We start from the raw sequence: 19,058 nt of genomic DNA, 5'->3' as shown, positions 1-19,058 counted from the left end.
AACGCTTCATTGTAAGCCGACCAGTTCGTGGTCTTGTACTTCGTAGGGGCCCAACTGCTCATGCCATCCAGCTATCATGCTGGATTCACGCAGTGAATCCCTCACCCGATTTGTGCAACAAGGCCCAGGCGTTCCATCTGAGCGTCGGTTGGTCAGTAGATATTACTCATCGATCAGATCTGCTTGCGGAACCTGAAACACGCTAAAAGCCCGAGATCAATAACTCCTGCCCCTAGCCTATGTCACAGAAGCAGGGAAAGGATATTTGCGCTCGGATTACTCGACGCTGATTGAAGTATTTGCAACGCGGCTGAACCGCTGCCGGTAGATGTGCCATTTTCCAGCTGACTGCGCAGAAGGAATAACTTTATGACCTTTTCCACCTTGTCGGCATCGGAAAACTCGGCTGGGTCGGAAGATCCAAGAACACTTTCAGCCTTATTCTTGTAGACGGTAACCTGCTGATCGACATCGAGGGAAGATGTGCTGTCGGGAAGGCCGAGGGCCGTTCGCACGACGGTCGCGAGTGACTCCGAACCGATAATTGAATACCATTTGGTGTTCTCGCTGTTCGACTTGGACGCCAGCTCCGAAAGATCCCTTTGGGCGGCCAGTGCCAGACGCAGATCGTTGTCCGAGTCACCTACGGCGACTTCGAATTCGCGAGTCTCGTATTGCTCGAGGATTTCGTCAGCAAAATCAGAAAGCGCAGTTCGCGGCACACTGTAGTCTCCGAAACCGAAGGCCTGAGAAAGTTTCAGGTAGGTTTTGTCGGAGAGTTTGTTCGCGAGCGATTCAGTGTCGAGTGTTCCTTCCTCGAGAACTTTCTGGATGAAATACTTGTTGTTGATGTCGTCATCGAGCCCGAACGCGCCCAAGGCGACCGAAAGCAGGCGCCTGTCGGATACCAGCTCCTTCGCAGTCGTGATGGAGCCGATCTTCTCCCGAAAATAGTCTTCGTTGCGCTGGATGTCGGCAGAGGCGGTAAAGGCCGCCTTCTGCGTCTCCATCGTTCGGTTCAGGAGTTTCCAGCCGGCATAGCCGCTGAAAGGAATGACCGGCGTGTAGCTCATGAACTTCCGGAAGCGAGGAGTCGCTCCTCCCTGGGCAGAAGGCTGCGGAGAAACTTGAGAGCTTGATAGTGCTGGTCTTCGAGCACGGCAGCCGTCGCCTGCGTCAGCTGTGTGCGGCTGTCCTGATCGGTCAGCACCTGGCTAAGCTGTTCGATTCCGCGCAGGAGCTGCATTCTGGCCTCTGTCGGTTCGGCATCGCCGGAGAGGACGAGTTGGGCGATATAGCACACGCGCCGCACCGGCGTATTGACCTCCTCGGGATGGATCGCGTCGCGCAGCCGCAGGATGTGGGCGTTGGGTGTCATGATCGCCAAGCGCGATCGACGATCCCCATTTTCGATCACTGCGCCGTTGATCAAGACGCGTTCCTTGGGGGCGAGCTTGAGCACGAGGCCTGTCATTCCGCACCGCCTTCGCGCCGAAGACCGCGCATGATCGCCGTGTTGATGTCGATGAGAACCTCCGCGGAGGCCTCCCCGGACAGGACCTTTCGGCTGTGCGCCTGGGTGAATTCGTTGAGATAGAAGAGCCGTGCCCGGAGCTGTTCGGGCAATTCGTTGGCAGGCAGGGCCACATCCGCTGCGAGCGCCGTCCAGAGACGGCGGTTTTCATAGAGGGCGCGGGCGAGCACGGAGAAGTTGCCATCTGTATCGATGCAGGCCTGTTTCAGCCGGTGCGTGATCCGCGCAAAGAGTTCATATTCGGTGCCGCGCGCTGTGCGGGTCGGTTGACCGGGGTTGGCATAGGCCGTTTTGGCCAGAATCGTAGCGTTCACGGGAAGACCTTCCAGTGGCGAGGGGGATCAGGTCGCGGCTTTGCCGCGGAGGGGAGGGGCGCCGGATCCGGCGCCCCCCAAGTGCCTTACTTGAACAGCGAGAGAATGTTCTGCGGCTGCTGGTTGGCGATCGACAGCGACTGGATGCCCAGCTGCTGCTGCGTCTGCAGAGCCTGAAGACGTGCCGAAGCCTCTTCCATGTCCGCATCGACGAGCGAGCCGATGCCGGTCTGCAGCGAGTCGGACAGGTTCGAGATGAAGTCCGACTGGGTCGAAATTCGGGTCTCGGCCGAGCCGAAGGCTGCCGCGGCATTCGTTGCGGTCTGGATCAGGGTCTCGATGTTGGCGAGTGCCAGCGCGGAATCCCCGCCGTTGGAGTCGTCGACGTTGAGGGTCTTCAGTAGGCCGAGGCCGCCCGAACCGGCATTCTCGTACTGTCCGGTGATGGTCAGCGATTCACTGCCGTCGTTCGTGATCGCCAGCGTACCGGCAGTCCCGCTGTCGTAGTCGACGGTCACATTCGCACCGGAAGCCTCGATCGCGTTCTTGAGGCCGACCGCGACGACGTCGGCGGTGGTCGTCGAGTCGACGTCCTCCTGCGTCACCGTGTAGGAGATCGAGAGATCGCCGATCTTCATGTTGATCTTGTCGCCGGCCGCGAGAGAGGTGTCGACGATCACCACCGTGCCCTGGTCGTCCGTACCGCCCGTGGCATCGAGCGTGAACGAGAAAGCGTCAGCAGTGTCCGTCGAAACGCCATCCGTGCCAGTGAACGCGTCGACACCGGTGTAGCCGCCGACCGAAAGATTCTGGGACGAGACCGAGATGTGGCTGGCAGTCACAGAACCATCCGAAGCGCGGTTCAGCGAGGAGAGGACATCCACCGTCGAGCTCGAGGAACCGTCGACGAGATTCAGGCCGTTGAATTGTGCCGCACCGATCACCGATTTGATCTGTTCGCGGAGAGCGTCGACGTCCGTCTGCAGTTTCGTCTTGTCGACGTTGTCTTCTTGCGCCGCGACGATCTTTTCCTTCATCTGGGTCAGGAGATCGGTCACGGTTTCCGACGCCTGACGCGCCACAGCGACCGTCGACTCGCCCAGCGCGAGGCTGTCCGAGATCGCGCTGAAGCCGGAGACATCCGATTCCATCACTTTCGAGATGGCCCAGACGGCCGCGTTGTCCTTGGCCGAGGCGACCGATTTGCCGGTCGAGATTTCGCTTTGGGTTTTCGACAGGCTCGAGTTGATGCCCTTGAGCGTTTGCAGCGCGACCATGGCGCTGGTGTTCGTCAGAATGCTCGACATGTCAGATCCTTCAAATTTCGGCGCTTTGCGCCGAGGGGTTTCACTTGCCGTCCTTGCGACGGCGCTCGTGGCGTTCTGACCTTTGCGGCATCTTACCCTCCGTGCCGCGCCATCCCGAAGGATGCGAGGCGATCCTTGCACGCGAAGCCTAACAGAAAGCTAAGGCCGGCTCTGTGGCCGGCCTCGAATGCATCAGTTTTTCGAAGAATGGTTTACGCTCGGCGTTCAAGCGTTCCGCCTCCCGGCGAAATGGTGCGCGGCTTGCCGCTCTTGTCGTAGCTTTGATAGCTGTGCATCGCCGCGCGGATCGCCTTGAGCCGCGACTGCGCGGAGCGGACGCCCACAAGAGCCGCTTCGAGCAGCTTGCGATTGTCATGTGCCATTGCCTGAACCTCCAGCAGCTTGCGTGCGGGGGTGCCGGAAAGGGCGTCCATCACCGTGAGCTTGCGATCGGCGAGGTGCGCGAGCGCGTCGAATTCTCCGTTCCGGATCGTGTCACGCTCGATGCGCAGAAGTTCGACCAGCTCCTCGATCAGCTGGTCCGTGGTGTCAGTCATTTCCCGCTCCTTTCTGCAGCGAATGAAAGATCGATTCGGCCAGGCCGATGCCCCCCGCGTCAGCCATCGCGCGACCGTATTCGTCGCAGAGGAAAGAGGCGAACTGCTCTTCGCCTACCCCTCCTCCGAAGCTGTCGAGGGGTTTGCCCACGCCGGAATATTTCAGCATTTCCGCCAGGAAGCTCGCCTCGAGCTCCTTGGCCTTCTCGCGCAGCTGATCTTCGCCCACCTGCTTCCTGGCAGGCGCGACAGGGAGCGCGGATGAGAGGCCGACCGTATTTGCCATGGATTGCTCCAATTGAACCGATTTCGTCCGTTGATGACACAAGGTCGTAAAGAAGCAGTAACCTCCTGCTGTCATGTTGCGGGGATCACAGGCAGAAGTCGTGGACCATGAAAGCGCAGATACTGACGGAATTTCTCACCAACTTCCTCCGGCGCCCCGGTCACATCGGGGAAAAGGCCGATGGAAATGGGGACGCGCATTTTGCGGAGATGGTCGGTGCGGCGGACGGGGCCGAGCCAGAAGATGCGGGCGGCGCTTCGATGCCGGTATCGTCTGTGGCCGCGCCTCCGAGCGCGGCGGCAGAGGTTTCGATCGGTTCCTCGGTTTCCATGTCGAACGCGGTCGTGTTTCGCGCGATGATGCCCGCGGCGGAGAATGCCTCAGCGCCCGTGGTCGCAACGCCGGAGGGGGCGGGAGACACCGCGCGACCGCGTGATGTCGTCGGTGCCCTCCTCGCGGATGGGAATGGCAAGGCCCCCGAATCTGCGGACGATCCGCGGAAGCCATCTCTGATTGCGACGGGAGCATTTGTTGAAGATGCTCCGACTGTGGCCCCGGGGGCTTCGATTCTTCCGGACCAGAAGAGTGCCGTCGGTGCGGGCATGGAGGATGTTTCAGGGACAAATGAAACATCAAAGAGAGACGTCGCGGCGTTCCGCGCCGAAAGCGATAGGGATGCGGTTCGCAAGGGGGCCGATGTTTCGCCCCTCGCGACACCGGCCTCGATGACGCAGCTGGGGGCTTCGGTTCTCTCCGTTTCTGACGCAAACAGTCGCGGGGCTTCGATGGAGCCGGCCAGAATATCGGTTTCTGCCGCGGCGGCGCGTACGGAGACGACGGAGGGTCGCGACAATCGGTTCGCGGGTGAAGCGGAAGGGCTGGCTCACATCGAGCTCGATGTCGAGACAGGGAGGATGGGAGCTGTCGAGATCGGCGGTTCAAATTCCGGTCAGCCGCAAGCGAAGAATATGGCGGGGCGTGTATCGACGGCCTCGAACACTGGTGAGGACTTCGCCGCATACCGTGCGCTCGGCATTGAGCCACGTGTGACAGCGGGGGCGAGCCTGGCGGCTTCGCCGGAAACAGGGATGCCCCGTCTGCCGGACGACGGTTCGATGGTTCAGGAGGATGCGGCGCAGAAGGCGCAGGTCGGCGTTATCGCGACTCGCCTCACGGGGAAGGAGGGGGCTGTCGACGCGCGTGAGAATACGGCCTCGGCAGAGACGAGAACCGTTGGAGCCGACGCGGGAGCCAAATCCAAACTGCCTGATGTGTCGGCGCCAATGGGGGACATGGCTGGCGGGGCGGAGGGCCTCGTTCCACTGAAAGGACCGTCTGTCCAAGTCGATCAGGAGCAGAATCCGGTCGACATTCCGGTTCAGCAAGTCCCCACGAATCCCGTTTCCCTCTCCGAACACACAATGGAGGCCGAGGAAAACACAGGTTCTGATGGGGAACCCCCGGTTCGACGGGGGCGCTCCGAAGCCGTCCTGCCGGCGACCACAGGCATGGTCTCCGCCCCGGCATCCGGAACGGCGGAGGCCGTCGGGGCGTCGAGGCGCAGCGCAGATCTGACTGGTGCCGAACTCATGACCGCGCGTGCGGAATTCGTCCGTGCCTTGCAAAGTCTCGAGGAGCCCGTCGTTCTGCGGACCTTGCCGGAGCCGCCTTCTGTTGCCATGCCAAAATTGGACGGATCGGTCGAGGTCGCAGGCGAGGGCCACGCCGCCCCCTCCGGGGAGCAGATTTTCCGGACGCCCGCGCCCGAGGTCCGCGCCAAATCCGCCGCCGCGGTTACGGATGCTTTCTCGCCGGCCTTGGCGGCCAATATGACCTCCGGCGACAACACAAGGACGGCACAGATGCCGGATCTTCTAGCACAGGTGCCTGAGCCTGAGCCCCTGGCCCCCACGCGCGACGCCGCGCGCGTCGTGGCCTCCGATGCGGCGGAGACTGACCTGCGGGGGGCCGACATGCCTCTGAGCGCGGATGACAAGGAAATGCCCCGGGTTCCGATGTCGCATCGCCCCCTTTTGCAGGGGGACGGGCCGGATACGGGGGACGCCGAGAGCGGGTCTCCCGATTTGGAAGCGCCGCGGGAAAAGTCGGCGACGGCCCCCTCCTCCGGGCGAGAAACAGAGACGGGTGTCGCCGTGCAGCATTCGGCGCAAACGACGACCGGACCGCGTGAGGCCGTGGTTTCCACCTTGTCCCGGATCCCCGCCTCTTTCGGCGAGGCCGCACTGCTTTCCGGTAATGCCGGAAGCGAGGGCGGGGTGTCGGCGCATATGAGCCTCACCGGACATTCCGTGCATGCTTTGCAAGGCGAACGGCAGGCCGCTGCGACGGCCTCAGGTGTGAGCCAGCAGATCACGCAGGCCATGTCTGGATCTGGCGATCGTCCGGTCGAGTTGACGCTGTCGCCGGAGGAGCTGGGCAAGGTCCGGCTGACGCTGCACAGCCATGACGCGACGATCACCGTCGCGGTTCAGGCGGAACGCACGGATACACTCGATCTTCTGCGTCGCAACATCGACCTTCTCGCGCGGGACTTCCGCGAGATCGGTTATGGCGACGTCTCTTTCAGCTTCGGTGAGCAGGCGAGCGGGGGCTACAAACCGGATTCTTCGCTTCCAGACCCATATGCGGAGCGCGAATCCGATCCGGCGCCCCGCTTCCAGACGGCGTCTGTTGCCGTACTTTCCCCGGTTCGCGACCCTTCCGGCGGTCTTGATCTGCGCATGTAAAGGACACTTACGATGACCACAGTTTCCTCTGCCACGGCAACGACATCCTCATCCAGCTCGAGCACGGCCAGCGCAGCCGCGAACATCAGCTCGGACTATCAGATGTTTCTGCAAATGCTCACCACGCAGATGCAGAACCAGGATCCGACCAATCCGATCGACAGCACCGACTACGCGGCGCAGCTCGCCGCCTTTTCGCAGGTCGAGCAGCAGGTGCAGACGAACGAATTGCTGACCTCGCTCGTGACGCAGCTCGGGCTGATGGGGATGAGCGAATATGCCGGTTGGGTGGGCATGGAGGCGCGGGCTGCCGTGCCGGCCTATTACGATGGTACGAATGCGGTGACGCTTGCGCCGAACCCGGTGGTCGGGGCCGATCAGACGGTTCTGGTGGTGAGCGATGAATCGGGGAACGAGGTTTCGCGCCAGACGATCCCGGTCTCGACCGACACGATCGACTGGGACGGGACGGACAGCAACGGCAATGCGCTTTCCGCCGGCCTCTATTCCTTCAGTCTCGAAAGCTACAACAGCGGTTCGCTGCTCTCGACCGATACGGTCGACACCTACAACCGGATCGTCGAGGCGCAGGGCACCAGCGACGGTGCCGTGCTCGTGCTGCGCGGCGGTACGACGGTCGGAACGGGCGAGATCTCGGCGCTGCGGGAAGCCGACTGACGTCAGAGCATCACGCCGATGCCAACGCCAAGCACGAGCGCACAGACGACCGCGACGATGAGCAACGGCGTCCGAAGGCGGGGCTTCGCCGGAACCTTGGGCGCGGGGGCGACCTGACGTTCCAGCGCTGCCTGCAGGATCGCAGGAACACGCGGTCCGTACTGGCCGAGCACAAGCACCGTCCGGCGCAGATCGCGCAGCATCGCGCGGGGGCCAAGATTTTCTCGGATGTATTTCTCGACCACCGGGCGCGAGGCTTCCCAGATATTGATTGCGGGGTTGAGCGAGCGCGCGACGCCCTCGACCACCACCATCGTGCGCTGCAACAGGATCAGTTCGGTGCGGGTCTGCATGCCGAAGCGTTCCGTCACCTCGAAAAGATAGGAGAGCAGCCGCGCCATCGAGATTTGCGTGGCGTTCATCCCGAAGATCGGCTCACCCACCGCGCGCAGCGCCAGCGCAAATTCGTTCACGTCGCGGTCGGCGGGAACATAGCCCGCCTCGAAATGCACCTCCGCAACGCGCCGGTAATCGCGTCGGATGAAGCCCATCAGGATCTCGGCATAGACGCGACGGGTATATTCGTCGATCTGCCCCATGATGCCGAAATCATAGGCGATGACATCGCCGTTCGCTGCGACCTTGAGATTGCCCTGATGCATGTCGGCATGGAAGTAGCCGTCGCGCAGCGCGTGGCTGAGGAAGAGTTGCAGTACCCGTTCGGAGAGCGCGACGACGTCATGGCCTGCCGCCCGGATCGCCGCGGCATCGCCCATCGGCAGCCCTTCGGCCCAGTCGAGCACCATCACCTGCCGCCCAGAGAGCGCCCAGACCGGCGCCGGCACGCGGAAGCCGGCGTCATCCTTGGTATTCGCGGCGAATTGCGAGGCCGCGGAGGCTTCGAGACGCAGATCGAGTTCGCCCAGGACCACCCCTTCGAAATGCTTCACCACCTCGGTCGGTTTCAGCCGGCGGGAGGCCGGCGAGAGCCGCTCGATCATGCCTGCCGCGAAATGGAAGGCGTCGAGATCGCGGCGGAAGGCGCGTTCGATCCCGGGGCGTAGCACTTTCACGGCGACCTTCTCGCCGGTGTCGGCGAGCCGCGCGGCATGCACCTGGGCGATCGATGCGGCGGCGACCGGTTCGGAGAATTCGAGGAAGATCTCGTCGACCGGACGCCCGAGCTCCTCCGCGATCGTCGCCTTCGCGATCGCCGTGTCGAAGGGGGGCAGCTTGTCCTGCAGCACCCGCAGCTGATCGGCAAGCTCGTCGCCGACGACATCGGGGCGGGTGGAGAGCACCTGACCGAACTTGATATAGGCGGGGCCGAGCGCGGTGATTGCGCGGGTCACCGGCGGCAGCGCCGGATCGCCCTTGTAGCCCAGCCACTTGAACGGCCAACCCATCACCCGCGCGACGAGCCGCAGCCGCGGCGGTGCGTCAAGCGCCTCGAGCGCGACGCCCATCGCGCCCGAACGTTCGAAGGTCGCGCCGGTGCGGATCAGCCGCCAGATATTGTGAGGCCCCCGCATCTCAGACTTTCCAGCCCGAGTGCAGCGCGGCGATGCCCATCGAGAGGTTGCGATATTTCACCTGGTCGAACCCGGCCTCCCGGATCATCGAGGCGAAGATCTCCTGCGTGGGGAATTTGCGAATGGATTCCACGAGATACTGATAGCTGTCGCGATCGTTCGCCACCACCTTGCCCATCACCGGAATGACGTTGAAGGAATAGGCGTCATAAAGCGATTGCAGCATCTCGTTCGGGATCTGGCTGAATTCGAGCACCATGATCCGCCCGCCGGGGCGCAGCACGCGATAGGCCTCGCGCAGTGCGTCGGGGATCCGCGTGACGTTCCGGATCCCGAAGGAAATCGTGTAGACGTCGAAGGTGTTGTCCTCGAAGGGCAGCGCCATCGCATCGCCCACGACCCAGCTCAGCCGCTCGGCCATGTCTTCGGCCTCGGCGCGCTTCTGCCCCTCGATCAGCATCGACTCGGTCATGTCGCAGACCGTTGCGGTCGCCCCCGGCGCGCGCTTGAGGAAGCGGAAGGCGACGTCGCCGGTGCCCCCCGCCACGTCGAGCAGTTTCTGCCCCGGCCGCGGCGCGAGCCAGTCCATCATCGCATCCTTCCAGATCCGGTGAATGCCGAGGCTCATCAGGTCGTTCATGATGTCGTATTTCGAGGCGACGCGCGAGAACACGCCATGCACCATCCCCGCCTTCGCATCCTCGTCCACCGTCTGGAAGCCGAAATGCGTGGTCTTGCCCTGCTCGTCTGTCATGGTCTCTTGCCGTTCCCGAAAACTCCCCCTTCTTATAGGAGCCCCTGCGGCCAAGACAATGCGACAGGAACGAAGATGCCAGAACTGCCCGAGGTGGAAACCGTGCGCCGGGGTCTCGCCCCCGCGATGGAGGGGCGCCGTATCGAACGCGCCGAGGTGAACCGGCCCGACCTGCGCTGGCCGCTGCCCGAGCGGATGGCCGAGCGGATCACCGGCGCGCGGGTCGAACGGCTGCGGCGGCGCTCGAAATACATCCTCGCCGATCTCGATACCGGCGAGAGCCTGCTCATTCACCTTGGGATGTCGGGGCGGATGCTGGTGTCGGGCGTGATGCTCGGCGATTTCCACCTCGATCATCCGGCGCCGCAGAAACACGACCATGTCGTGCTGACGATGGAGGGCGGGGCACGCGTCACCTTCAACGATGCGCGGCGGTTCGGCGCGATGGATCTCGTGCGCACCGATCGCGAGGCGGCGCATTGGCTGCTCGCCGGCCTCGGCCCCGAACCTTTCGGCAACGAGTTCAACGAGGATTACCTCGTCGCCCGGCTGAAGGGGAAGGCCACGCCGATCAAGGCGGCGCTGCTCGATCAGGGGATCGTCGCCGGCCTCGGCAATATCTACGTCTGCGAGGTGCTGTTTCGCGCAGGCATCGACCCGCGCCGGCAGGCGGGGCGTATTGCCGCGGCCCGCATCGCGCGCCTCGTGCCGCTGATCCGCGAGGTGCTGAGCGAGGCGATCGCCGCGGGCGGCTCGAGCCTGCGCGACCATCGCCAGGCCTCGGGCGAGCTTGGCTATTTCCAGCACGCCTTCCGCGTCTACGACCGCGAGGGCGAGCCCTGCACCACCTGCGGCACGCCGCTCAGGCGCATCGTGCAGTCGGGGCGCTCGACCTATTTCTGCCCGCACTGCCAGAGGTGACGCGGATGCTGCGCATGCGAGAAGGTCTTGATAATCGCACGCAGCCTGTTACGACTCCGGCTCACCACAAGGAAAGGCAAAGCCAGATGGCCTACCAGACCCTGATCGTCGAGATCGAAGACTATGTCGCTCTGATCCGGCTCAATCGCCCCGAGGCCCTGAACGCGCTGAACACCATGCTGCTGGGTGAGCTCGCCGATGCGCTCGCGGCGGCGGACAAGAACGACAAGGTGCGTTGCATCGTCATCACCGGTTCGGAAAAGGCCTTCGCGGCCGGCGCCGATATCAAGGAGATGTCGGAGCAGAGCTTCGTCGACATGTACATGAAGAATTTCTTCGGTCCGGAGACCGAGGGCATCCTCAAGACCCGCAAGCCGGTGATCGCCGCGGTGGCGGGCTATGCGCTGGGCGGCGGCTGCGAACTCGCGATGATGTGCGACTTCATCATCGCCGCGGAAAACGCCAAGTTCGGCCAGCCCGAGATCAACCTCGGCGTCGTCGCCGGCATGGGGGGCACGCAGCGGCTGACCCGTTTCGTCGGCAAGTCGAAGTCGATGGACATGCATCTGACGGGCCGCTTCATGGACGCCGCCGAAGCCGAACGTTCGGGCCTCGTGAGCCGCGTCGTGCCGCTCGCGCAGCTGATGCCCGAGGCGATGGGCGCCGCCCACAAGATCGCCGAGAAATCGCAGCTCAGCGCGATCACCGCGAAGGAATGCGTCAACGTCGCCTATGAGACGACGCTGGTCGAGGGCGTCCGCTTCGAGCGCCGCGCCTTCTACTCGCTGTTCTCGACCGAGGATCAGAAGGAGGGCATGGCCGCCTTCCTCGAAAAGCGCGAGCCGCAATTCCGCGACAAGTAAGGCGGTCCCGCCGAAAGGGCTTTCCTTTCGGCGGGTTTTGCCCTAAGAGCCCCCCTCACATGCGCGTGGAGCCCGCTCAGGCTAGAATCAACCGGTTCGCTGGGACGACCGGGCTTTGGTGCGCAATCGATATGCAACCGACCCGGTAAAGAGACAGATCCATGGCCAATACGCCCCAGTCCAAGAAACGCGCCCGTCAGAACGAGCGTCGCAACGACATCAACAAGGCGCGTCGTTCGCGCATCCGCACCTACCTGCGCAAGGTCGAAGAAGCGATCGCCTCGGGCGACGCCGAAGTCGCGAAGGCGGCCCTCACCGCGGCGCAGCCGGAACTGGCGCGCGGCGTCACCAAGGGCGTCCTGCACAAGAACACCGTGTCGCGCAAAATGTCGCGTCTTGCCGCGCGCGTGAAGGCGCTGGCGAACTGATTTCAACCGGTCCTGCGACCGGTTTGCTGAAAGGCGCCCGATCCGGGCGCCTTTTTTCACATCTGAATTAATCTTTTTATTTCAATGGATTGCGCCGCCCTGTTGCGGCTTTGCCGATGCCGGGAGATTCGCGGAAGGGAATCGAGCGTCAAGCGCGAAGTTCGGTTGCGCCTCTGCCGGGGCGCTTGCTAGCTTCACCCTGCGATTCACGTCGCCTTGGGGGACATGACGCATTCGAGAGCGCCGGAGCAGGCGAAACGTCTGCCACGACAAGGAAAAAAGCCGGAGGTTCCGGTCTCGAGAATGCGAATCCGATTCGAGGGGCTTCTGCGCCCCGACTTCGGCAGGTGATGCCTTGCCCGGTTTTCCGGGCTCGTTGCCGTGTCTCATGCAAACGCCGGCCTCTGGGCCGCGCGGCGGGTGACGTGTGTCTCGCGGATGTGTGTGTAGGCGATAGGCAGAAGAATGACCGAAGAAACCTGGGGGCGGGCACGAAATGAACTTCTCAAGAGCATCGGGAAAAACAATTTCACCACCTGGATCGAACCGCTTCGCCTGATCGGGCTCGAGGGGGATATCGCCGTCTTCGAGGCGCCGACCCGGTTCATGCGCGACTGGGTGTCGCGCAATTTCGGCGAACCGATCCAGCGTGAGCTGCGCAAGACCGGCCTTTCGGTCGAGCGCGTCGAGATCCGCGTGTCCGAGCTGCGCCCGGTGCCGGCCGCCGAAGTCACCCGCCCCGCCCCGGCGCCTGCGCGCAAGCCCGCGCGCGCCAGCGATGACGCGGAGCTGCCCGGTGCGCCGCTCGATGCGCGTTTCACCTTCGACAGCTTCGTCGTCGGCAAGCCGAACGAGCTGGCTCATGCCGCTGCGCGTCGCGTCGCCGAAGGCGGGCCGGTCACCTTCAACCCGCTCTTCCTTTATGGCGGCGTCGGCCTCGGCAAGACCCACCTGATGCATGCGATCGCGCATGACCTGCAGACCCGCCGCCCCGATCTGCGCGTGCTCTACCTCTCGGCCGAGCAGTTCATGTACCGTTTCGTGCAGGCGCTGCGCGACCGTCAGATCATGGACTTCAAGGAACTGTTCCGCTCCGTCGACGTGCTGATGGTCGATGACGTGCAGTTCATCGCCGGCAAGGACAGCACGCAGGAAGAATTCTTCCACACGTTCAACGCGCTCGTCGATCAGGGCAAGCAGATCGTGATCTCCGCCGACCGTGCGCCGGGCGAGATCAAGGATCTGGAGGAGCGGATCAAGTCGCGGCTGCAATGCGGCCTCGTCGTCGATCTGCACCCGACCGATTACGAGCTGCGCCTCGGCATCCTGCAGACCAAGACCGAGGCCTATCGCGCCCAGTATCCGGGGCTGAAGATGGCCGATGGTGTGCTCGAATTCCTCGCGCATCGGATCACCACCAACGTCCGCGTGCTCGAAGGCGCGCTGACGCGGCTTTTCGCCTTCGCCTCGCTCGTCGGCAAGGAGATCACCCTCGATCTCGCGCAGGAATGCCTCAACGACATCCTCCGCGCCTCCGACCGCAAGGTCACGATCGAGGAGATTCAGCGCAAGGTGGCCGAGCATTACAACGTCCGCCTCTCCGACATGATCGGGCCGAAGCGCGTGCGCACCATCGCGCGGCCGCGGCAGGTGGCGATGTACCTGTGCAAGCAGCACACCACCCGTTCGCTGCCCGAGATCGGGCGTCGCTTCGGGGGGCGCGATCACACCACGATCATGCACGGCATCCGCAAGATCGAGGAGCTGATGGCGACGGACTCGCAACTGACCGAGGATATCGCGCTGCTGCGGCGGCTTCTCGAGTCCTGAGACCTTGACGCTTCGGCGAAAGCGGCCGAATGTCCAAAAAAACTTGTGCCGGGGGTGCGGGCTGCTACCCTCTCTGTCCCGGCTGCCGTGAGGGATGGATATGAAGATCAGCATCGAACGCGCCGCGCTCCTGAAAGCCGTGGCGCAGGCTCAATCGGTCGTCGAACGTCGCAACACGATCCCGATCCTCGCCAATGTGCTGATCGAGGCGGAGGGCGACACGGTTTCTTTCCGCGCGACCGACCTCGACATCGAGGTGGTCGACCGGGCGCCGGCGCAGGTCGAACGCGCGGGCGCGACCACGGTCTCGGCGGTGATGCTGCACGAAATCGTGCGCAAGCTGCCCGATGGTGCGCTGGTGCAGCTCACCGACGATCCGACCGCCGGGCGGATGACGATCCAGGCCGGCAAGTCGAGCTTCAACCTCGCCACCCTGCCGAAGGAAGACTTCCCGGTGATGGCGAGCTCCGAGTATTCGGCGAATTTCTCGGCCAAGGCCGGGGTGCTCAAGCGCCTGTTCGACAAGTCGAAATTCGCGATCTCGACGGAGGAGACGCGCTATTACCTCAACGGCGTCTACATGCATGTGGCGACCGGCGAGGATGGCCCGGTGCTGCGCTGCGTCGCGACCGACGGGCATCGGCTGGCGCGGATCGACGCTGCCCTGCCCGAGGGCGCGCAGGGCATGCCCGGCGTGATCGTGCCGCGCAAGACGGTGAACGAGCTGCGCAAGCTGCTCGACGATGACGACGCGCAGATCGCGGTTTCGGTGAGCGAGACCAAGGTGCGTTTCGCCACGCCGACGATCACCCTCACCTCGAAGGTCATCGACGGCACTTTCCCCGATTACTCGCGCGTGATCCCGATGGCGAACACCCGCCGGCTCGAGGTCGATGCCGCGGAATTCGCGAAGGCCGTCGATCGCGTGGCGACGGTGTCCTCGGAGCGGTCGCGCGCGGTGAAGCTCAGCCTCGATACCGACAAGCTGGTGCTTTCGGTCAATGCCCCCGATGCGGGCGCCGCCGAGGAGGAGCTCGTCGTGGCCTATGGCGACGAGGCGCTTGAGATCGGCTTCAACGCGAAATACCTGCTCGAGATCGCCTCCCAGGTCGATCGCGAGAATGCCGTCTTCCTGTTCAACTCCTCGGGCGATCCGACGCTGATGCGCGAGGGGAACGACACTTCGGCGGTCTATGTCGTGATGCCGATGCGCGTGTAAGGCGCGCGGCGGCCTCCGGCGGGAGTATTTTGACCAGGAAAATGAGGAAGCGATGCTGCGGGATCTGACGCTTCTGCAGTTTCGCTCGCATCGCCGCGCGCAGCTTGTCTTCGACGGGCGGCCGGTGGCGCTTTACGGGCCGAATGGGGCGGGCAAGACCTCGGTGATCGAGGCGGTTTCGCTGCTGTCGCCCGGGCGCGGGTTGCGGCGCGCCTCCGCCGAGGAGCTGATCCGGCGGCAGGAGGCGGTGGGATGGAAGATCCGTGCCACGCTCGACGAGAATGAGATCGAGACCTCCGCCCTGCCGGGGCAAAGCCGCAGCGTGCTGATCGACGACAAGCCGGCGCCGCAGGTGGCGCTTGGCCGGCTGGCGCGGGTGCTCTGGCTCGTGCCTTCGATGGACCGGCTCTGGATCGAGGGGGCGGAGGGGCGGCGGCGCTTTCTCGACCGGATGACGATGGCCTTCGTGCCGGCCCATGCGGAGGCGGTGGTCGCCTATGAAAAGGCGATGCGGGAGCGCAACCGCCTGCTCAAGGAGGGCGTGAGCGATGCCGCCTGGTATGGCGCGCTCGAGAGCCAGATGGCCGAGGCGGGCGCGGCGATCCGCGTGGCGCGGGTGCAGACGCTCGCGCGCCTCGCCGCGGCGCAGGCGGGGGCGGCGACGGCCTTTCCCTCGGCCGATCTCGCGATCACGGGCGATGATGCGGGCGATCTCGCGGCGGCCTGGGCGGGGGAGCGGCGGCGCGACATGGCGGCGGGGCGCACGCTCGAGGGGCCGCATCGTGCCGATCTCGAGGCGATCTATGCCGAGAAGGCGACGCCCGCCGCGCAATGCTCGACCGGTGAGCAGAAAGCGCTGCTGATTTCGCTGCTTCTGGCCAATGCGCGGGCACTTGCGGGGGAAACCTGCCTGCTGCTCCTCGACGAGGTCGCGGCACATCTGGACGCCGGGCGGCGCGCTGCGCTTTATGATGAGATCTGCGCGCTCGGGGCCCAGGTGATGATGACCGGCACCGGCGCGGAGCTTTTCGAAAGCCTCGGCGCCCGCGGCCAATACTGGCGGGTGACGGAAGAGGGCGGGATGTCGACGGTCACGGAGGTGGGGCCATGAGTTATCCGGTGCAGCGCGTGACGCTGATCACGCTTGGCGTGCGCAATCTCGCGCAGGCGCGCAGGTTCTACGAGGCGCTCGGCTGGGTGCCGAGCGAGGCGACCCCCGCCGTCGTCTTCTTCCAGATGCCGGGGATGGCGCTGGGTCTCTTCGGGCTCAAGGATCTCGCCGAGGACCAGGGGGTGAAGGAGGTGACGCTGGGCACAGGGGCGATCACGCTGGCGCAGAATTTCGCCACCGAGGCCGATGTCGACGCGGCCTTCGCCGCTGCGCTTGCGGCCGGGGCGAAAGCGGTCAAGCCGCCCTCGCGCGCCCATTGGGGCGGCTATTCCGGCTATTGGGCGGACCTCGACGGCCATGTCTGGGAGGTGGCGCGGAACCCGTTCTGGCCGCTCGATCCGGACGGGTCGCTGCATCTGCCGAAAGGCGCCTGAGCCCGCTAAATCTTGTGGCCTGGGCGTGACATTCCCGCGTCGAACCCCTATAAATCGTCATCGTTTTGCAGGATAGGCGCGGATGACCGAGACCAACAACAATAAAGCCGAGTACGGCGCGGATTCCATCAAGGTTCTCAAGGGCCTGGAGGCCGTTCGCAAACGTCCCGGCATGTATATCGGCGATACCGACGACGGCTCGGGCCTGCATCACATGGTCTATGAAGTCGTCGACAACGGGATCGACGAGGCGCTTGGCGGCTATGCGAACTACGTTGCCGTGAAGATCCATGCCGACAGCTCGGTTTCGGTGCGCGACAATGGCCGCGGTATCCCGGTCGACATGCACCATGAAGAGGGTGTTTCCGCGGCCGAGGTCATCATGACCCAGCTGCATGCCGGCGGCAAATTCAACAACACCGACGAGGGCGGCAACGCCTACAAGGTCTCGGGCGGGTTGCACGGTGTGGGCGTTTCCGTGGTGAACGCGCTGTCGGATTGGCTCGAGCTCAAGGTCTGGCGCAACGACAAGGTCTATTTCGCGCGCTTCGAGCATGGCGAATGCGTCGAGCATGTGCATGAGATCGGCGATGCGCCCGGCGAGAAGGGCACCGAGGTGCGCTTCATGGCCTCGGCGAAGACGACCTCGCCCGATGGCACGTTTTCCGATCTCGAATATTCCTTCAAGACGCTGGAAACCCGCCTGCGCGAGCTCGCCTTCCTCAATTCCGGCGTGCGCATCCTGCTCGAGGACGAGCGCCCCGCTGAACCGCTCAAGATCGAGCTGCATTACGAGGGCGGTGTTCGGGAATTCGTGAAATATCTGGATCGTTCGAAAACCGCGATGATCCCCGACCCGATCTACATGGTGGGCGAGGTCCGTGGCATCGGCGTCGAGGTCGCGCTGTGGTGGAACGACAGCTACCATGAGACGGTGCTGCCCTTCACCAACAACATCCCACAGCGCGACGGCGGCACGCACCTCGCGGGCCTGCGCGGGGCGCTCACCCGCACGATTACCAAATACGCGCAGGACAGCGGCATTGCGAAGAAGGAGAAGGTCGATTTCACCGGCGACGATGCGCGCGAGGGGCTGACCTGCGTGCTTTCGGTGAAGGTGCCCGATCCGAAATTCTCCAGCCAGACCAAGGACAAGCTGGTTTCATCCGAGGTCCGGCCCGCGGTCGAGAACCTGGTGAACGAGAAGCTCTCCGAATGGTTCGAGGAACACCCCGGCGAGGCGAAGCTGATCGTCGGCAAGATCATCGAGGCGGCATTGGCCCGCGAGGCGGCGCGCAAGGCGCGTGAACTCACGCGCCGCAAGACCGCGATGGACGTCGCGAGCCTGCCCGGCAAGCTCGCCGATTGCCAAGAGAAGGATCCGGCGCTTTCGGAAGTTTTCCTCGTCGAGGGTGACTCGGCCGGCGGCTCGGCCAAGCAGGGGCGCGAGCGCAAGAACCAGGCGGTGCTGCCGCTCCGCGGCAAGATCCTCAACGTCGAGCGCGCGCGCTTCGACCGGATGCTCGGCTCGGAGCAGATCGGCACGCTGATCACCGCGCTTGGCACCGGGATCGGGCGCGACGAGTTCAACATCGGCAAGCTGCGCTACCACAAGATCATCATCATGACGGATGCGGACGTCGACGGCGCCCATATCCGTACGCTCTTGCTCACCTTCTTCTTCCGGCAGATGCCGGAGCTGATCGAGCACGGCTATCTCTACATTGCGCAGCCGCCGCTCTACAAAGTCGCGCGCGGCAAGTCGGAGGTCTATCTCAAGGATCAGGCTGCGCTCGAGGAATATCTGATCGTGCAGGGCGTCGAGGGCGCCTGTCTGCGGCTTGGCGACGGCACCGACATCATCGGCGCCGATCTCACCCGCCTCGTGGAAGAGGCGCGGGTGATCCGCCGCATCCTGCAGGCCTTCCCGACGCATTACCCGCAGCGCATCCTCGAACAGGCGGCGATCGCCGGGGCGCTGGTTCCGGGGCAGGTCGACGCCGATGCGCAGGGCGTGGCCGATGCGGTCGCGGCGCGGCTCGATCTCGTCGCGCTCGAATACGAACGCGGCTGGACCGGACGTCCGACGCAGGATCACGGCATCCGCCTTGCGCGCGTGCTGCGTGGCGTCGAGGAGCATCGCGTGCTCGACGGTGCGGTGCTGCGCTCGGGCGAAGCGCGGCGTCTGTCGCAGTTCACCAAGGATCTGCACGAGACCTACGGCACCCCGGCGCGGCTGATCCGCAAGGACCGCGAGCAGCTGATCTACGGGCCGCTCGACCTGCTTGCGGCGATCCTGTCGGAGGGCGAAAAGGGCCTCACGCTGCAGCGCTACAAGGGGCTTGGCGAGATGAACCCGGAGCAGCTTTGGGAAACCACGCTCGACCCTTCGGCGCGCACGCTTCTGCAGGTGAAGATCGACGATGTGGCCGAGGCCGACGACATCTTCACCAAGCTGATGGGCGACGTTGTCGAACCGCGGCGCGATTTCATCCAGCAGAACGCGCTCAGCGTCGAGAACCTCGATTTCTGAGCCGGCTTGC

At 64.2% G+C, this 19,058-nt stretch carries 18 protein-coding genes; 10 read left to right on the top strand and 8 right to left on the bottom strand.

Going from position 1 to position 19,058, the window contains the following annotated elements; all coding sequences use genetic code 11:
- Positions 1-242: 242 nt before the first annotated feature.
- The 6 genes from AB7U46_RS04135 to AB7U46_RS04110 all read right to left on the bottom strand — a co-directional run bounded on the left by AB7U46_RS04135 (position 243) and on the right by AB7U46_RS04110 (position 3,998).
- A complete protein-coding gene (locus tag AB7U46_RS04135) occupies positions 243-1,073 on the bottom strand; it encodes a DUF1217 domain-containing protein (protein ID WP_428335665.1) in 831 nt (276 codons plus the stop codon).
- A complete protein-coding gene (flbT, locus tag AB7U46_RS04130; protein WP_428335664.1) occupies positions 1,070-1,474 on the bottom strand; it encodes a flagellar biosynthesis repressor FlbT in 405 nt (134 codons plus the stop codon). Before flbT ends, AB7U46_RS04135 begins: the two co-directional genes overlap by 4 nt.
- Positions 1,471-1,848 (bottom strand): flagellar biosynthesis regulator FlaF, encoded by a 378-nt coding sequence (flaF, locus tag AB7U46_RS04125; RefSeq protein WP_428335663.1) that lies wholly within the window; start codon positions 1,846-1,848, stop codon positions 1,471-1,473. The genes flbT and flaF overlap by 4 nt, the downstream gene beginning before the upstream one ends.
- An 86-nt stretch (positions 1,849-1,934) precedes the next feature.
- Positions 1,935-3,155 (bottom strand): flagellin, encoded by a 1,221-nt coding sequence (locus AB7U46_RS04120; protein ID WP_428335662.1) that lies wholly within the window; start codon positions 3,153-3,155, stop codon positions 1,935-1,937.
- A 212-nt stretch (positions 3,156-3,367) separates the two neighbouring features.
- On the bottom strand, positions 3,368-3,712 hold the full coding sequence (locus AB7U46_RS04115; protein WP_428335661.1) for a hypothetical protein: 345 nt from the start codon (positions 3,710-3,712) through the stop codon (positions 3,368-3,370).
- Positions 3,705-3,998 carry a rod-binding protein gene (locus AB7U46_RS04110; RefSeq protein ID WP_428335660.1) on the bottom strand — a complete coding sequence of 98 codons (294 nt, stop codon included), beginning with the start codon at positions 3,996-3,998 and terminating at the stop codon, positions 3,705-3,707. Before AB7U46_RS04110 ends, AB7U46_RS04115 begins: the two co-directional genes overlap by 8 nt.
- Positions 3,999-4,105: 107 nt before the next feature.
- On the opposite strand from AB7U46_RS04110, the gene AB7U46_RS04105 reads away from it, so the two are divergent.
- Both AB7U46_RS04105 and AB7U46_RS04100 read left to right on the top strand, forming a co-directional pair.
- Positions 4,106-6,745: a flagellar hook-length control protein FliK gene (locus tag AB7U46_RS04105; protein ID WP_428335659.1), complete on the top strand. Its 2,640-nt coding sequence runs from the start codon at positions 4,106-4,108 to the stop codon at positions 6,743-6,745.
- A 12-nt stretch (positions 6,746-6,757) separates the two neighbouring features.
- On the top strand, positions 6,758-7,423 hold the full coding sequence (locus tag AB7U46_RS04100; protein ID WP_428335658.1) for a flagellar hook capping FlgD N-terminal domain-containing protein: 666 nt from the start codon (positions 6,758-6,760) through the stop codon (positions 7,421-7,423).
- A gap of 2 nt (positions 7,424-7,425) precedes the next feature.
- Here AB7U46_RS04100 and ubiB read toward each other — a convergent pair whose 3' ends face one another.
- Entirely contained in the window at positions 7,426-8,955 is a 1,530-nt protein-coding gene (gene ubiB, locus AB7U46_RS04095) for a 2-polyprenylphenol 6-hydroxylase (RefSeq protein ID WP_428335657.1), read from the bottom strand.
- 1 nt (position 8,956) lies between these two features.
- Complete coding sequence (gene ubiE / locus AB7U46_RS04090; RefSeq protein ID WP_428335656.1) at positions 8,957-9,709, bottom strand: bifunctional demethylmenaquinone methyltransferase/2-methoxy-6-polyprenyl-1,4-benzoquinol methylase UbiE; 753 nt, start codon at positions 9,707-9,709, stop codon at positions 8,957-8,959.
- A gap of 75 nt (positions 9,710-9,784) precedes the next feature.
- On the opposite strand from ubiE, the gene mutM reads away from it, so the two are divergent.
- From mutM to gyrB, 8 genes are all read left to right on the top strand, one after another.
- Complete coding sequence (mutM, locus tag AB7U46_RS04085; RefSeq protein ID WP_428335655.1) at positions 9,785-10,630, top strand: bifunctional DNA-formamidopyrimidine glycosylase/DNA-(apurinic or apyrimidinic site) lyase; 846 nt, start codon at positions 9,785-9,787, stop codon at positions 10,628-10,630.
- Between the two features lie 86 nt (positions 10,631-10,716).
- Positions 10,717-11,493, top strand: a complete 777-nt coding sequence (locus tag AB7U46_RS04080; protein WP_428335654.1) for an enoyl-CoA hydratase — start codon at positions 10,717-10,719, stop codon at positions 11,491-11,493.
- Between the two features lie 161 nt (positions 11,494-11,654).
- Complete coding sequence (gene rpsT, locus AB7U46_RS04075) at positions 11,655-11,921, top strand: 30S ribosomal protein S20 (protein WP_428335653.1); 267 nt, start codon at positions 11,655-11,657, stop codon at positions 11,919-11,921.
- Between the two features lie 465 nt (positions 11,922-12,386).
- Positions 12,387-13,751, top strand: coding sequence for a chromosomal replication initiator protein DnaA (gene dnaA, locus AB7U46_RS04070; RefSeq protein WP_428335652.1), 1,365 nt, complete (start codon positions 12,387-12,389; stop codon positions 13,749-13,751).
- A 100-nt stretch (positions 13,752-13,851) separates the two neighbouring features.
- Entirely contained in the window at positions 13,852-14,970 is a 1,119-nt protein-coding gene (gene dnaN / locus AB7U46_RS04065; protein ID WP_428335651.1) for a DNA polymerase III subunit beta, read from the top strand.
- 52 nt (positions 14,971-15,022) lie between these two features.
- Positions 15,023-16,081 (top strand): DNA replication/repair protein RecF, encoded by a 1,059-nt coding sequence (recF, locus tag AB7U46_RS04060; protein WP_428335650.1) that lies wholly within the window; start codon positions 15,023-15,025, stop codon positions 16,079-16,081.
- The gene (locus tag AB7U46_RS04055; protein WP_428335649.1) at positions 16,078-16,515 is read left to right on the top strand and encodes a DUF6301 family protein; all 438 of its coding nucleotides are present in this window, start codon (positions 16,078-16,080) and stop codon (positions 16,513-16,515) included. Before recF ends, AB7U46_RS04055 begins: the two co-directional genes overlap by 4 nt.
- 82 nt (positions 16,516-16,597) lie before the next feature.
- Positions 16,598-19,048 (top strand): DNA topoisomerase (ATP-hydrolyzing) subunit B, encoded by a 2,451-nt coding sequence (gyrB, locus tag AB7U46_RS04050; RefSeq protein WP_428335648.1) that lies wholly within the window; start codon positions 16,598-16,600, stop codon positions 19,046-19,048.
- The last annotated feature ends 10 nt before the right edge of the window (positions 19,049-19,058 follow it).

Source organism: Paenirhodobacter sp. (assembly GCF_050177655.1).
Lineage (GTDB): Bacteria > Pseudomonadota > Alphaproteobacteria > Rhodobacterales > Rhodobacteraceae > Rhodobacter.
The sequence above is the reverse complement of the archived record's forward strand: the minus strand, read 5'-3'. Positions and strand labels throughout refer to the sequence as shown.